Below are 14,470 nucleotides of genomic sequence, written 5' to 3' on the forward strand. Positions count from 1 at the left end.
GGTTGCACGGATCAGCTGGTGAGGTCGATGGCCTTGAACGTGACGAACTTGTCCGGGGTGTAGAAGAGCTCGCCGCCCTTGCCGGAGATCACGCGGTCGGACGTGCCGACCGGGAACAGCTCGTAGTAGTTCGCGGCACAGGCCGGGATGACGCCTTCGCGGTTCTGGTAGACCGCGCCGGAGGCACCCGCCTGGACGTCGCTGACCACGGACTGCGCCGCGGACGACAGCGTCGAGAGACCGACCTGGGTCAGCCCGGAGGTATCACCGCACTGCTTGGTCCCGCCACCGCCACCGCCGCCACCGCTGACGTCGATCACGGAGAACGTCTTGTAGTGGTCACCGGTGTAGAAGAACTCGCCGGCCTTGCCCGTGATGATGCGGCGGGTGCCGCGGTTCGACGCGCCGGGCGTCGGCACCGTGTACTCGTGGTAGTACGCCGAGGCGCAGGACGGGAGGATCTGCTCGACGTTGGTGAACACGACGCCGTCGTTCTTCGGGTACGGGAACGGCCCGCCCTGCAGGATGAGGTTGTACGTCGTGGTCGCCTGCGCCGGGAGGCTCGACAGCGCGGCGTGGTTGAACCCGGAAACGTCCCCACACGAGTTCTGCGCGGGAGCTGACGGGGCTGCCGGAGCCGCGGGGGCGGCCGGCGAGGCTTCGGCGAGACCCACTCCGCCGAAGAAGGTCATGACAAGGGCAAGCAGGAGGGCGGCTACTCGCGATCGTTTGTTGTTGGTCATTTTCGGACCGTAACCCGATCGGATGATCGTGAGGAGGCTCACGAGTTAACACTTGTTGCTGCGGCCAAATGCCCTACGAACGTATGCGGCCGATCGGGCTAATCGCGCCTGGAGAGCCGTTCGGTGAGCCTCTTGAAGACCGCCTGCGGGACGAGGTGTTCGATGTTCCCGCCGAACGTCGCGACCTCTTTGACCAGCGAACTGGACACGAAGCCATAAGTCGGGTTGTTCGCCATCAACAGGGTTTCGATCCCGGACAGCTCGCGGTTCATCTGGGCCATCTGCAGCTCGTAGTCGAAGTCGCTGACCGAGCGCAGGCCCTTGGCGATGGCGATGATGTCGTTCTGCCGGCAGTAGTCGACGAGCAGGCCGTGCCAGGAGTCGACCCGGACGCCGGGCAGGTCCGAGGTGGTCTCCCGGAGGATCTCCATCCGCTCTTCGATGGAGAACAGGCCCTTTTTGCTCTTGTTGACCATGACCGTGACCACGACCTCGTCGAAGAGGTGGGAGGCCCGCTCGATGATGTCGAGGTGGCCGTTGGTCGCTGGATCATAAGAACCGGGACAGACCGCACGCCGCATGCGCGGACGCTACCAAGGCGGGAGGCCCCGCGCGCGTTCGTGACAGGAGCGTCACACAGTCCCGATGAATTCCGCCCAGTGCAGGGCGGTATCGCCGTAGCGCTTGACGCGGATCGGCGCGAAACCGGACGGATAGTCGGGCTCGCCGTCGCGGGTGGCGCGCTCGATGATCACCAGCGCGCCGATGGCCAGCCAACCGCCCGAAGCGAGCGAAGCGAGCACGGTGCCCAGCCCGGCGGAGTCGACGGCGTAGGGCGGGTCGGCGATCACGACGTCGTACGGCGTGCCCGCGGGTGTCGCTACTACGACCTCGACCTGGCCCGAGCGCACTGTCCCGCCGAGTCCCAGCGCGGCGACGTTGCTCTTCAGTACGTCGACAGCGCGTCTGTCCGCCTCGACGAACATCGCGTCCGACGCGCCCCTGGACAGGGCTTCCAGGCCGAGCGCGCCTGACCCTGCATAGAGGTCCAGCACACGCGAGCCGTCGAGCTCACCAGCCACTTCGAGCGCGTTGAACAGCGCCTCGCGCACGCGTTCGGACGTCGGCCGCGTGCCCTTCGGCGGCACCTTGAGCCGTCTCCCGCCGGCGGAACCGGCCACGATCCTGGTCACCGTCGCATCTTCGCAGGCCCGGCGCGGTTGTGGTGTTCGTCGGCTCTTGATGAAGGCGTCACACCCGACGCGTAGAGTCGTTCTTCGCCCTCGAAGGCGGTTGAGCATTTTAGGAGCGTTGCGTGTCCGAACCTCGGGTCAGACGGGCCGAGATCGCCATCGAGCAGACCCACGTGGACCGGGTGTACGCCCGGCTCGCCGAGTTGCGCACCCAAGCCGAAGCCATGCGCTCGAAAGGGTACGAAATCGGCATGGGGGCCGGCCGGGAAGCCATCTTCGAACAGGCGTCCATGCTCTTCGAGCGGGACATGATGGTCTTCCACGCCAACCAGACCCTGCAGACGCTCGACGCCGAGTACGAGGGCCTCGTCTTCGGACGCCTCGACCATCTCGCCACCGAAACGATCTATGTCGGCAGGCTCGGCATCCGAGACTCGGAGTTCGACAACCTCGTCACCGACTGGCGCGCGCCCGCGGCGGCGGCGTTCTACCAGGCGACAGCCGAGGAGCCGATGGAGGTGGTCCGGCGACGCGTCATCCGCTGCTCCGGGCAGAACGTGCTCGACGTCGACGACGACGTGCTCATCGCCGACGCCGTGCCCGCGGACATGCAGATCATCGGCGAAGGCGCCTTGATGGCCGCCCTCGGCCGGTCGCGCGGCGAGAAGATGCGCGACATCGTCGCCACCATCCAGAAGGAACAGGACGAGGTCATCCGGGCGCCGTGGCGCGGGGTCACCGAGATCACCGGCGGGCCGGGCACCGGGAAGACGGCCGTCGCGCTGCACCGCGCGGCATACCTGCTCTACCGCTATCGGCGTCAGCTCGGCGGCGCGGGCGTCCTCGTCGTGGGGCCGTCGGGGGTGTTCACCAGCTACATCGAGCGGGTCCTGCCGTCGATGGGTGAGACGAACGTCGAACTGCGCGCGCTCGGCGAGGTGCTCGACGGGCTTGAGGCGACGCGCCAGGACCCGGCGCCACTGGCCGCGGTCAAGGGGTCGCTGCGGATGCGGAAGGTCCTGTTGCGGGCGCTGCGGGAGACCCCGCCGGACGCGCCGAAGGACATGCGCATCGTCTACCGCGGCGAAGTCCTCAAGCTCGACGCGCGCGAGCTGGAGAAGGTGCGCCGCAAGGTGCACGGCCACGGCGGGCCGCCCAACCGGTCGCGGATCCGGGCCGCGGAGGCGTTGCTGGACACGCTGGCGGCCAAGGCGGAGCAGCACGCGAAGGAAGACGGCAAGAGTTTCGAGAAGGCCGACCTGGTCTACGAACTCGGCGAGCGGATCGAGTTCCACCGGTTCCTCGTCGAGTGGTGGCCCGTGCTGTACCCGGCGCAGATCCTGCGCTGGATGGGCGACGAGCCGCGGCTCGCGGCGGCGGCCAAGGGGCTGCTCAACCGCCACGAGATCTCGATGCTGGCCGCCTCGATGGCGGACCGGTCCAGGGGTTGGTCGGTGGCCGACATCGCGCTGCTCGACGAGCTGCGGGTGTTGATCGGGCCGGAGCCCAAGCGCCGCCGTTCGCAGGAGCCGGTCGAGGAGCACCCGTCGCGCAGCGGCAGCGGGACACACCGTCCCTCGCACTACGACGAGTACTCCCACGTCGTCGTCGACGAGTCGCAGGACCTTTCGCCGATGCAGTGGCGGATGGTCGGCAGGCGCGGCAAGTACGCGAGCTGGACCGTCGTCGGCGACCCGGTGCAGAGCTCGTGGCCGGACCCGGAGGAGGCCGCGCAGGCGCGTGACCACGCCTTCGGCACCAGCGCCGCCCGCCGCCGGTTCACGCTGCGCACGAACTACCGGAACTCGGCGGAGATCTTCGACCTGGCGGCCAAGGTCGTCGCCGGGCACGCCGAGGCGGACGACCTGCCGCACGCGGTCCGCAACACCGGGATCGGCCCCGACGTCCGCATGGTCGACGCGCTCGGGCTGGAAGGCGCGGTGCAGGCGGCGACCAAGGAGCTGATCGACAGCGTCGAGGGCACGGTCGGCGTCATCACCGCGATGGAACGGGTCACCGAGGTCGAAGGCTGGCTGGCCGGGCAGGCCGACGAGCGGCTCAAGGTCGTCGGCAGCCTCGACTCGAAGGGCCTGGAGTACGACGCCGTGGTCCTGGTGGAGCCGATGGACCTGGTCACCGAGTCCACCACCGGGCGTCGGGTGCTCTACGTCGCGCTCACCCGCGCGACCCAGCAGTTGACCGTCCTCGCCTCGAACCCGGACTGGCTGCCGCACTAGGTCACATCCGGTCACATCAGGGAAGGGTTCCGGGTTGGCGCGCGTTGTCACCGGTGTGACCTCTTTGTCTGACGTGCCGCTGTCCGTGCTCGACCTCTCGCCGATCGTGAGCGGGGGCGACGTCGGGATGGCGCTCCGCAACTCCGTCGATCTGGCGCAGTACACCGAAGGCCTGGGCTTCAACCGCTACTGGCTCGCCGAGCACCACAACATGCCCGGGATCGCCAGTTCGGCGACCGCCGTGCTGATCGGCGAGGTCGCCGCGGCGACGAAGACCATCCGCGTCGGTTCCGGCGGCGTGATGCTGCCGAACCACGCGCCGCTGGTCGTCGCGGAGCAGTTCGGCACGCTGGAGGCGTTCCACCCCGGCCGGATCGACCTCGGTATCGGCCGCGCGCCGGGCACGGACCAGCGGACGGCGCTCGCGCTCCGCGGGCCCGGTGGACTTTCGGCGGAGAACTTCCCGCAGCAGCTTGCCGAGCTGATCGGCTACTTCGAACCGGGTGAGGGGCACGCCGTGCGCGCCGCCCCGGCCGAAGGCAACAAGCCGCCGGTGTGGCTGCTCGGTTCGAGCGGCTTCAGCGCGCAGCTCGCCGGCTCGCTGGGTCTGCCGTTCTCGTTCGCGCACCACTTCAGCGCGCAGAACACGATCCCGGCGGTACAGATCTATCGGAACGCGTTCCGGCCGTCCGAGGTGCTGCAGGAGCCGTACGTGATGCTCGGCGTGTCCGTCATCGCCGCCGACACCGACGAGCGGGCCCAGTGGCTCGCCGCCCCGAGCGGGCTGACGTTCCTCAGCCTCCGCAGCGGCCGTCCGATCCCCCTGCCGACCCCGCAGCAGGCCGCGGACTACCCGTACACCGAGATGGACCGGCTGTTCATCGAGGAGCGTTTCGACAGCAACATCATCGGCTCCCCGGAAACCGTCCGCAAGGGCCTCGAAACCCTGCTGGCCGACACCGCCGCCGACGAGCTCATGATCACCACGATGGTCCACGACCACGCCGACCGCCGCCACTCGTACGACCTCGTCTCCACCCTCCGCACCGCGTAACCCGCCAACTCACGTCCACCCCCGCCCCAGTTCTTGCTGCGGTGAGCCGGAACTCGCCATCTCGGCCTCCCCACGTTCAACTCGCCGCGCTGAACGTGGGACTCGTCGTCGGTGAGTGTGGGACTCGCGGCGGAGCGCGCGGGCATAATTGGGGTGGGGGATTAATTATGGGTCGCTGGCGAAATTTGTCAGGATCGGATAAGAAATGGCGGCGGGGGCGGTAGCGGTCACCTGCCGACAAAGGCGTTCGGAAAAATTGTCACTCCCTGACAAAAAAGCCGGGGTTACCAGGCCGTAACCATCGGATAACGGCGAAGTTCTTGTTACAACTCTCCCGCAAAGTTAGCGTACCGACGAGTAATGAATGGCACGGTAACAGCCTTCCGCCATTCGGCCCAGCGGTATTGACCGAGACGGGGGAGGTCGGCGTGGGAATCAGGACCTCCGGGTCATCTTCGTTTCCGGGAGCGGCGGCACTACGGGAAACCGGGCGGTTGTACGCGCTCGGCCTCGACGTCGTCCGGTGCTTGTTCAAACGCCCGTTCCAGGCCCGTGAATTGATTCAGCAGTTCTGGTTCATCGCGAGTGTTTCGATCCTGCCGACCGCGTTGGTCGCCATTCCGTTCGGCGCCGTGATCGCGTTGCACCTCGGTTCGCTGACCACGCAGATCGGCGCGCAGTCGTTCACCGGCGCGGCGAGTGTGCTCGCGATCATCCAGCAGGCCAGCCCGATCGTGACGGCGCTGCTGATCGCCGGCGCCGGAGGTTCGGCGATGTGCGCCGACCTTGGTTCCCGCACGATCCGCGAAGAGATCGACGCGATGGAAGTGCTCGGGGTTTCCCCGGTCCAGCGCCTGATCGTGCCGCGGGTGCTGGCCGCCATGGGCGTTTCGGTGTTCCTCAACGGCATGGTCAGCGTGGTCGGCGTGCTGGGCGGCTACTTCTTCAACGTCATCATGCAACACGGCACCCCCGGCGCGTATCTGGCGAGTTTCTCCGCGCTGGCGCAGCTGCCCGATCTGTGGATCAGCGAGATCAAGGCCCTGATCTTCGGGTTCGTCGCCGCGATCGTCGCCTCCTACCGCGGCCTGAACCCCAAGGGCGGCCCGAAGGGCGTCGGGGACGCCGTCAACCAGTCGGTCGTCATCACGTTCCTGCTGCTGTTCCTGATCAACGTCGTGCTGAGCACCCTGTACCTGCAGCTCGTTCCACCGAAGGGGATGTGACCCCAGTGGTGACGACCGGCACCGGTTCCAGGGGCGAGCGCCTCCGCGGAACGATCGACAAGCAGTTCGGCTTCCTCGACTCCCTCGGCGACCAGATCCTGTTCTACCTGCGGGCACTGGCCTGGGCGCCGCGCGCGATCCGCCGGTACCTCCGCGAGATCACGCGGCTGCTCGCGGAGGTCAGCTTCGGCACCGGCGCGCTCGCCGTCATCGGCGGCACGATCGGCGTGATGGTCGGGATGACGGTGTTCACCGGCACGGTCGTCGGGCTGCAGGGGTATTCGGCGCTCAACCAGGTCGGCACCGCGGCTTTCGCCGGATTCGTCTCCGCGTATTTCAACACCCGCGAAATCGCGCCATTGGTGGCCGGACTCGCACTGTCGGCGACGGTCGGTTGCGGTTTCACCGCCCAACTCGGCGCGATGCGCATTTCCGAGGAGATCGACGCGCTCGAGGTCATGGGCATTCCGAGTATCCCCTACCTGGTCACCACCCGGATCATCGCCGGTTTCGTCGCGGTGATCCCGTTGTACGCGATCGGCCTGCTGACGTCGTATCTCGCGTCGCGGCAGGTGACGATCTGGGGGTTCGGCCAATCGGCCGGCACCTATGACCATTACTTCAGACTGTTCCTGCCACCCGGGGACGTGCTCTGGTCATTCGGCAAGGTATTGGTGTTCAGTATCGTCATCGTGCTCGCCCATTGTTATTACGGGTTCCGCGCCAGCGGCGGGCCGGCCGGTGTGGGCGTGGCCGTGGGCCGCGCCGTCCGTACCGCGATCGTCGCGATCAGCGTGCTCGACTTCTTCCTGAGCCTCGCCATCTGGGGCGCGACGACGACCGTGAAGATCGCCGGATGAAGCGCCAGGGCTTGCGCAAATGGGGTGTCCGGACGGCCGGCGTCCTGTTCCTCGTGGTGCTCACCGCGTTCGTGACGTTGTCGATCATGATCTACAACAAGGACTTCGTGGCCGAAGTGCCCGTGACGCTGAAGACCGACACGATCGGCAACCAGCTGCAGGCCGGCGGGGACGTCAAGGCGCGCGGGGTCGTCGTCGGTGAGATCCGGGGCCTCCGCAGCACTTCCGACGGCGCGGAAATCGACCTCGCGATGGAACCGGACAAGGTCCAGTGGCTGCCGACGAACGTCTCCGCACTGCTGGTCCCGAAGACGCTCTTCGGCGAGCGCTACGTCCAGTTGTCCATTCCCGAGGCGTCCAGCGCCCCGAAGCTGGCCGCGGGCGACGTCATCAACCAGGACCATTCGTCGAACGCGGTCGAGCTGGAGAAGGTGTTCGACAACCTGCTGCCCGTGTTGCAGGCCGTGCAGCCGCAGAAGCTCGCGACGACGTTGACCGCGGTCGCCGGCGCGCTGCAGGGCCGTGGCAAGCAACTGGGCGACACCATCACGCAGGCCGCCAACTACCTCGACCAGTTCAACCCCGACCTGCCGAAGCTCGACCAGGGCATGCGCGACCTCGCCACGGCCGGCAAGCTGTACGGCGACATCGCGCCGGACCTGCTCGACGCGCTCACCAGCTCGGCGGTCACCCTCGCCACCGTCAAAGAGAAGCAGGCCGACCTCGCGGCGCTGTACCCGCAGGTCACGTCGTCCGCACAGGACATCCAGACGTTCCTGAAGAACAACCAGGTCAACCTGATCGGGCTCGCCGCGGACAGCCGCGCGCCGCTGCAGGTCGCCGCGGAGTACTCCCCCAGCTTCCCGTGCACCCTCAAAGCGATGACGGCGTTGGAGCCGTCGATGGACAAGGTGCTCGGCAAGGGCACGAACGAACCGGGGCTGCACGTGGACGTCCAGGTCACGCAGTCGCGCGGGAAGTACGTGCCCGGCCGCGACGACCCGGTGTACAACGCGTCGGGCGGCCCGCGGTGCTACCCGAGCGGGGTCGTGCCGACCACCGGAACCGCGGCCGTCGCGCCGGGAAGCGACGCCCAGCCGCTGATGCCCGGCGGTGCCGGCGATCTCGGCGTCGCGAACTCGCCCCAGGAACGCGAGCTCATCGCCACCCTGACCGCGCCCGCACTCGGCGTCCCCACCAGCCAGGTTCCGGCGTGGAGCAGCGTGCTGGTCGGCCCGCTCTACCGGGGAACGCAGGTGACCGTCCGGTGAGAAACTTCGTGGGCCCGCTGATCAAGGCACTGATCTTCATCGCCGTCACCGCGCTGGCGACCACCCTGCTGGCGATCTCGATCACCAATACCGGACTGGGCGACACCGACGAGTACGGCGCGACGTTCACCGACGCCACGGCGCTGAACGTCGGTGACGACGTCCGCATCTCCGGGGTCCGCGTCGGGCAGGTCGAGTCGCTGGGGATCAGCCGGCACAGCTTTGCGCGCGTCGGGTTCTCCGTCGACCGCGGGCGCAAGCTGCCCGCCGACGTGACCGCGGTGATCAAGTACCGCAACATGGTGGGCCAGCGGTACATCGCGCTGGTCCGCGGTCCGGACACCACGGCGGTGCTCGCGCCGGGCGCCGAGATCCCGCTCGAACGCACCACGCCCGCGCTGGACCTGACCGACCTATTCAACGGCTTCAAACCACTCTTCCAGGCCCTCTCGCCCAACGACGTCAACCAGCTCTCCGGCGAGATCGTCCAGGTGCTCCAGGGCGAGGGCGGCACGGTCGAAGACCTGCTCAGCCACACCGGTTCACTCACCTCCACCCTCGCCGACCGCGACCAGGTGATCGGCAGCGTGATCACGAACCTCGACTCGGTGCTGAAGAACATCAACTCGAAGGGCGACTCGCTGTCCACGTTGATCTCGACTCTGCGCCAGCTGGTGTCCGGGCTCGCCGGCGACCGGGCATCGATCGGCGACGCCATCTCCGGCATCGCCGACCTTTCGACCGCGACCTCCGGGCTGCTCGAAGCCGCGCGGCCGCCGCTGAAGGCGAGTATCAGCGGGCTCGGCGAACTGTCGCAGAACCTGGCCACGGCTTCGCCCCAGCTCGACCAGTTCCTCAACCTGCTGCCGGAGAAGTTCAACCAGATCGGCAAGCTCGGTTCGTACGGCTCGTGGATGAACTTCTACCTGTGCAGCGCGACCCTGCGGACCACTCCCCCGCGGGGCGTCCCCGTCACCGCTGCGAGGTGCCAGCCGTGAAGTCCTTCCGTGAGCGCAACCCGTTAGTCCTCGGTGCCGTCGGCAGCGTCGTCCTCGCCGCGGTGCTCACCGCGACGTTCAACTTCGACAACCTGCCGATCGTCGGCTCGGGCACGACGTACTCCGCCGACTTCTCCGAAGCCGCCGGGCTGCAGTCCAGCGACGAGGTCCGCATCGCGGGGATCAAGGTCGGCGAGGTCGCAAGCGTGGACCTCGACGTCGACCACGTGCTGGTGAAGTTCAAGGTCAAAGACGCCTGGGTGGGCGATAAGACCTCGGTGCAGATCAAGATCAAAACGTTGCTGGGCCGCAAGTTCCTGTCGCTGAGCCCGCTCGGCGACACCGATCAGGACCCGAGGCGGACGATCCCGCTCACCCGGACGATCACGCCGTACGACGTCACCGAGGCGTTCAACGGCCTGGCTGAGACGGTCGGCGCGATCGACACCAACCAGCTCGCCGAAAGCTTCCGCGCGATCAGCGACACGTTCAAGAACTCCCCCGCGCAGATCAGGACCGCGCTCGACGGGCTGACGTCGTTGTCGAAGACGATCTCCTCCCGTGACAACGAGCTTGCGGACCTGCTCACCAACGCGCACAAGATCACCGGCACGCTCGCCGCGTCCGACGGCGACTTCGACAAGCTGATCAACGACGGGAACCAGCTGCTCACCGAGCTGGCCAACCGGCGCGACTCCATCCACCTGCTGCTGGTCGGCGCGCGGAACCTCGGCACCCAATTGACCGGGCTGGTCCACGACAACCAGGCCGCGCTCAACCCGGCACTGGCCGGCCTGAACGCCGTCACCGGGATTCTCAAGCAGCAGAACGACAATCTCGACAAAAGCCTGCAGCTCGCCGGGCCGTATTTCCGGGTGCTGAACAACAGCGCCGGCAACGGGCGCTGGGTCGACTCCTACCTGTGCGGGCTCCTGCCGGACAACCGGAAATCCTGCACCCCACCCAAGACCATCGGGAGTCCCGGATGAACACGACCCGCTCCCAGGTCCGGCTGACCCGGTTCGTCGCGGTCGCCGCCGTGCTCGCGCTGGTCGTGATCGGCGGGCTCTGGTGGATCTTCTCCGGCAGCGGCGACAAGAAGGTCACCGCGTACTTCACCCGCGCGGTCGGGGTTTATGCCGGCTCCGACGTCCGGCTGCTGGGCGTCAAGATCGGCGAGGTCGACTCCGTCACGCCACGCGGTGAGCAGGTCGAGGTCACCATGAGCTACAGCGGAAAGGTACCGGTGTCGGCGGACACGAACGTGCTCGTCGTCGCGCCGAGCGTGGTGGCCGACCGGTACGTCCAGTTCTCGAAGCTCGCCGGTTCGGGGCCGCAGCTGCAGAACGACGCTGTCGTCGACGTCGACCGCACGGGCACCCCGGTCGAACTCGACCAGCTCTACGCGAGCCTGAACAGCCTCACCAGCGCGCTCGGGCCCAACGGAGCCAACAAAAGCGGCGCGTTGTCCGAGCTGCTGAACACCGGCGCGGCGAACCTGCAGGGCAACGGCCAGGCGTTCAACCAGACGGTGGCCAACTTCGCTGACTTGGCGCGAACGTTGGCGGGTAACAAGAACGATCTTTTCGGCACGGTCGACGAGCTGCAGAAATTCACCACTATGTTGGCAGGTAACGATAACCAAGTGTCCAGCGTCAACGAGCAGCTGGCCGCGGTGACGAGCAACCTGGCACAGAACCGCACCGAGCTCGCCGGGGCTCTGAACACGCTCGGCGGTGCGCTGGCCGACATCCAGGACTTCATCAAAAACAACCGCGCGCTCATCAAGTCCAATGTAGACAATCTGGTGGTGACCACGCAGACGTTGGTCAAGCAGCGCGCGTCACTCGCGGAGACGCTTGACACCGCACCGCTGGCGGTCACCAACGTGCTCAACGCTTTCGACCCCAAGACCGGGACGCTGCAGGGTCGCGGTGACCTGCTGGACTACCTGACGCCGGGGCTGCCCCTGCCGATGACCGACCCGCCCGTCACCACCCAGGGAGGCGGACGGTGAAGCGCGCCTGGGCAGCCGCGACCGCGCTCGCCTGCTGCGCGGTCCTCACGTCGTGTTCGGGCGGGTTCAAGGGTGTCTACGACCTGCCGCTGCCCGGCGGCGCAGACCTCGGCAGTCATCCGTATCACGTGACCGTGCAGTTCGCGGACGTACTCGACCTGGTGCCGCAGGCCGCGGTGAAGGTCGGCGACGTCCCGGTCGGGCGGGTCGAGACGATCCGCCTCGGCACCGACGGCTGGACCGCGGAGACCGTGCTCGACATCAACGGCGACGTCGTCCTGCCCGCCGGCGCGACCGCCGCGCTGAGGCAATCGAGCCTGCTCGGGGAGAAGTTCATCGAGCTGGCCGCGCCCACCGACGGAACGGCCAAGGCGACGCCGGTCGCGGACGGCAACCGGCTCAAGGACGGCGCGACGATCCCGCAGGTGCGCACCAACCGCAACCCTGAGGTGGAAGAGGTCTTCGGCGCCCTGTCGCTGCTGCTCAACGGCGGCGGCATCGGGCAGCTGCAGACGATCAACCAGGAGCTGGCGAAGGTGATGACCGGCAACGAGCAGCAGATCCGCTCGTTCCTGTCCGGAGTGGACACTCTGACGTCCAATCTGGACGCACACCGCGGCGATATCACCGACGCCCTCGACGGCCTCAACCAGCTGTCGGTGACGCTCGCGAACCGGCACACCCAGATCTCCGGAGCGCTGACGGACCTGACCCCGGGCCTGCAGACGCTGGCGGATCAGCGCACCCAGCTCGTGGCGATGCTCAACTCGCTCGACCAGCTGTCAGGGGTCGCCGTCGACACCATCACCAAGAGCAAAGACGACCTGGTCGCGGACCTGAACTCGCTCGCGCCGATCCTGCAGCGGCTCGCCGACGCGGGTGACGACCTGCCGAACGCCCTGCAGATCCTGCCGACGTTCCCGTTCACCGACGCCGTATTGCCGGGGATCAAGGGCGACTACCTCAACACCTTCCTGAGTGTCACCCCGGCGTCCGGGGTGCCGCTGCCGCCGCCGGGCGAGGGCGTCCCACCGGGCGACGGGCCACCGATGCCGCTGCCGGCCTCGGGGCCGGTAACCACCCTGCCCTCCGGGACGCCTTCCGTGGCCGGAGGGAACCGCTGATGCTCACCGCGAAGATCCGCGTCCAGGTACTCGCCTTCATCGTCATCGCCTTGGTGGCCATGGCTTTCATCGGCGCGAACTACGCCGGGCTCGGAAAGGTGTTCGGCGGCCGCTACACCGTCAAGCTCGAGCTGACCGACGGCGGCGGGCTGTTCACCAACGGCGAGGTCACCTACCGCGGGGTCGCGGTCGGCCGGGTCGGGGAACTCCGGCTCACCCAGACCGGGATGGAGGCCGACCTGCTCATCGAGAGCGACGCTCCGCAGATCCCGACGAACTCTCAGGCCGTGGTGGCCAACCGGTCGGCCGTCGGCGAGCAGTACGTCGACCTGCAGCCGCGGACGAGCGCCGGTCCGTTCCTCGGCGCCGGTTCGGTGATCCCGCGCGAGTCTACGACGCTGCCGCTGCCCGTCCAGGATCTGTTGGGGAACCTGAGCGCGTTCACCGGGTCCGTCCCGACCGGCTCGCTGCGGATCGTGGTGAACGAGCTGGACGCCGGGTTGCAGGGCGCCGGACCGAACCTGCAGGTGTTGATGGACTCGGCAACGTCGTTCACGCAGACCGCGAACCAGCACCTGCCGGAGACCTCGACGCTGATCAACGACGGCGCGACCGTGCTGCGTACGCAAGTCGACTCGTCGCAGGAGTGGCGGACCTTCGCCGGCAGCGCCAAGTCGTTCGCCGCGCAGCTGTCCAGTTCGGACGGTGACCTGCGCAAGCTGATCGCGAGCACACCGGGGGCGTCCACCCAGCTGAGTGGGTTGCTGCAGGACAACACGCCGGGGCTTTCGGTACTGGTGGCGAACCTGCTCACGACGTCCGAGGTGTTCTCCGCCAGGACGGCCGGATTGCAGCAGCTGCTGGTGAACGTGCCGAAGGCGGTGGCGTCGACCTCGGCCGCGATCACCCCGGACGGCGGGCACCTGTCGCTGGTACTGAGCTTCTACGACCCGCTGCCGTGCCGTCAGGGCTACGGAAGCACGCAATACCGCGGCAGCACGGACCTCTCGCCATTGCCGTTCAACACCGCCGCGTCGTGCACGCTCCCGTATGGGGACCCGACCTCGGTGCGCGGTTCGCAGAACGCGCCGCACGCCGGTGTCCCGGACGCGGTGAAGCCGGGTGGGCTGGCCGGCCCGCTTGGCCTCGCGGATCTGCCGTCGGACTCAACAAGCCTCGAGGAGATGCTGTGGCTGGGAAAGTGAAGAACAGACACGCCCTGGCCGGAGCCATCTCGGTCCTGGCGGCCGCGGCCGTGTTCGCCGGCTGGTCGGGCTGGTCGTGGTTCCAGGCGTCGCACGACGACTCGCTGGCCTACGCGGGCGCCCGTGACGCCGCGCTGACGGCCGGGCGTGCCCAGGTGGCGGCGCTGAGCAGCCTCGACTACCACCAGGTCGACGCGGGCATCGCGAGCTGGCTGGGCGACACCACCGGCCCGCTGCACGACCAGCTCGCGGGCACCGACGACAAGACCAAGAAGGCGCTGGCCGCCGAGGGCACGGTCGCGACGGGCAAGGTGCTTGACGCCGCGATCAACGACCTCGACGAGCATGCCGGCAGCGCGAAGATGCTCGCGTCGGTCGAGATCACCATCGCGAAGACCGGTGCGGCGCCCAGTACCAAGCGCAACCGGTTCGCCGCCCAGCTGACGCGGACCGGCGCGGGCTGGAAGCTCAGCGCGCTCGACCAGGTCCCGGTGGGTGCGTCATGACGACGACCGAGGAGTTCGCGGAAACCGACGTCGCCA

14 protein-coding genes are annotated in these 14,470 nt (G+C 67.9%); 11 read left to right on the forward strand and 3 right to left on the reverse strand.

Features of this window, described 5'->3' with window-relative positions:
* Window positions 1–11: 11 nt before the first annotated feature.
* The 3 genes from JWQ81_RS36400 to rsmD all read right to left on the reverse strand — a co-directional run bounded on the left by JWQ81_RS36400 (window position 12) and on the right by rsmD (window position 1,936).
* On the reverse strand, window positions 12–743 hold the full coding sequence (locus JWQ81_RS36400; protein WP_297548847.1) for a ribonuclease domain-containing protein: 732 nt from the start codon (window positions 741–743) through the stop codon (window positions 12–14).
* Between the two features lie 98 nt (window positions 744–841).
* On the reverse strand, window positions 842–1,324 hold the full coding sequence (gene coaD / locus JWQ81_RS36405; RefSeq protein ID WP_297548849.1) for a pantetheine-phosphate adenylyltransferase: 483 nt from the start codon (window positions 1,322–1,324) through the stop codon (window positions 842–844).
* A 51-nt stretch (window positions 1,325–1,375) separates the two neighbouring features.
* Window positions 1,376–1,936, reverse strand: coding sequence for a 16S rRNA (guanine(966)-N(2))-methyltransferase RsmD (rsmD, locus tag JWQ81_RS36410; protein ID WP_297548851.1), 561 nt, complete (start codon window positions 1,934–1,936; stop codon window positions 1,376–1,378).
* A gap of 122 nt (window positions 1,937–2,058) precedes the next feature.
* Between rsmD and JWQ81_RS36415 the strand changes: the two genes are divergently transcribed.
* The 11 genes from JWQ81_RS36415 to JWQ81_RS36465 all read left to right on the forward strand — a co-directional run bounded on the left by JWQ81_RS36415 (window position 2,059) and on the right by JWQ81_RS36465 (window position 14,434).
* On the forward strand, window positions 2,059–4,173 hold the full coding sequence (locus tag JWQ81_RS36415; protein ID WP_297548853.1) for an ATP-binding domain-containing protein: 2,115 nt from the start codon (window positions 2,059–2,061) through the stop codon (window positions 4,171–4,173).
* A gap of 55 nt (window positions 4,174–4,228) precedes the next feature.
* A complete protein-coding gene (locus JWQ81_RS36420) occupies window positions 4,229–5,227 on the forward strand; it encodes an LLM class flavin-dependent oxidoreductase (protein WP_297548855.1) in 999 nt (332 codons plus the stop codon).
* Window positions 5,228–5,655: 428 nt separating this feature from the next.
* Window positions 5,656–6,453 carry an ABC transporter permease gene (locus JWQ81_RS36425; RefSeq protein ID WP_297548857.1) on the forward strand — a complete coding sequence of 266 codons (798 nt, stop codon included), beginning with the start codon at window positions 5,656–5,658 and terminating at the stop codon, window positions 6,451–6,453.
* 5 nt (window positions 6,454–6,458) lie between these two features.
* The gene (locus JWQ81_RS36430) at window positions 6,459–7,313 is read left to right on the forward strand and encodes an ABC transporter permease (RefSeq protein ID WP_297548967.1); all 855 of its coding nucleotides are present in this window, start codon (window positions 6,459–6,461) and stop codon (window positions 7,311–7,313) included.
* A complete protein-coding gene (locus tag JWQ81_RS36435) occupies window positions 7,310–8,584 on the forward strand; it encodes an MCE family protein (RefSeq protein ID WP_297548859.1) in 1,275 nt (424 codons plus the stop codon). Before JWQ81_RS36430 ends, JWQ81_RS36435 begins: the two co-directional genes overlap by 4 nt.
* Complete coding sequence (locus JWQ81_RS36440; RefSeq protein ID WP_297548861.1) at window positions 8,581–9,582, forward strand: MCE family protein; 1,002 nt, start codon at window positions 8,581–8,583, stop codon at window positions 9,580–9,582. Before JWQ81_RS36435 ends, JWQ81_RS36440 begins: the two co-directional genes overlap by 4 nt.
* On the forward strand, window positions 9,579–10,571 hold the full coding sequence (locus JWQ81_RS36445) for an MCE family protein (protein WP_297548863.1): 993 nt from the start codon (window positions 9,579–9,581) through the stop codon (window positions 10,569–10,571). The genes JWQ81_RS36440 and JWQ81_RS36445 overlap by 4 nt, the downstream gene beginning before the upstream one ends.
* Complete coding sequence (locus JWQ81_RS36450) at window positions 10,568–11,599, forward strand: MCE family protein (RefSeq protein WP_297548865.1); 1,032 nt, start codon at window positions 10,568–10,570, stop codon at window positions 11,597–11,599. The genes JWQ81_RS36445 and JWQ81_RS36450 overlap by 4 nt, the downstream gene beginning before the upstream one ends.
* Entirely contained in the window at window positions 11,596–12,723 is a 1,128-nt protein-coding gene (locus JWQ81_RS36455) for an MCE family protein (protein ID WP_297548866.1), read from the forward strand. Before JWQ81_RS36450 ends, JWQ81_RS36455 begins: the two co-directional genes overlap by 4 nt.
* Entirely contained in the window at window positions 12,723–13,928 is a 1,206-nt protein-coding gene (locus JWQ81_RS36460; protein ID WP_297548868.1) for an MlaD family protein, read from the forward strand. The genes JWQ81_RS36455 and JWQ81_RS36460 overlap by 1 nt, the downstream gene beginning before the upstream one ends.
* Window positions 13,913–14,434, forward strand: a complete 522-nt coding sequence (locus JWQ81_RS36465) for a hypothetical protein (RefSeq protein ID WP_297548870.1) — start codon at window positions 13,913–13,915, stop codon at window positions 14,432–14,434. The genes JWQ81_RS36460 and JWQ81_RS36465 overlap by 16 nt, the downstream gene beginning before the upstream one ends.
* Window positions 14,435–14,470 lie beyond the last annotated feature (36 nt).

This window comes from Amycolatopsis sp., assembly GCF_025464955.1.
In the GTDB taxonomy this organism is placed as follows: domain Bacteria; phylum Actinomycetota; class Actinomycetes; order Mycobacteriales; family Pseudonocardiaceae; genus Amycolatopsis.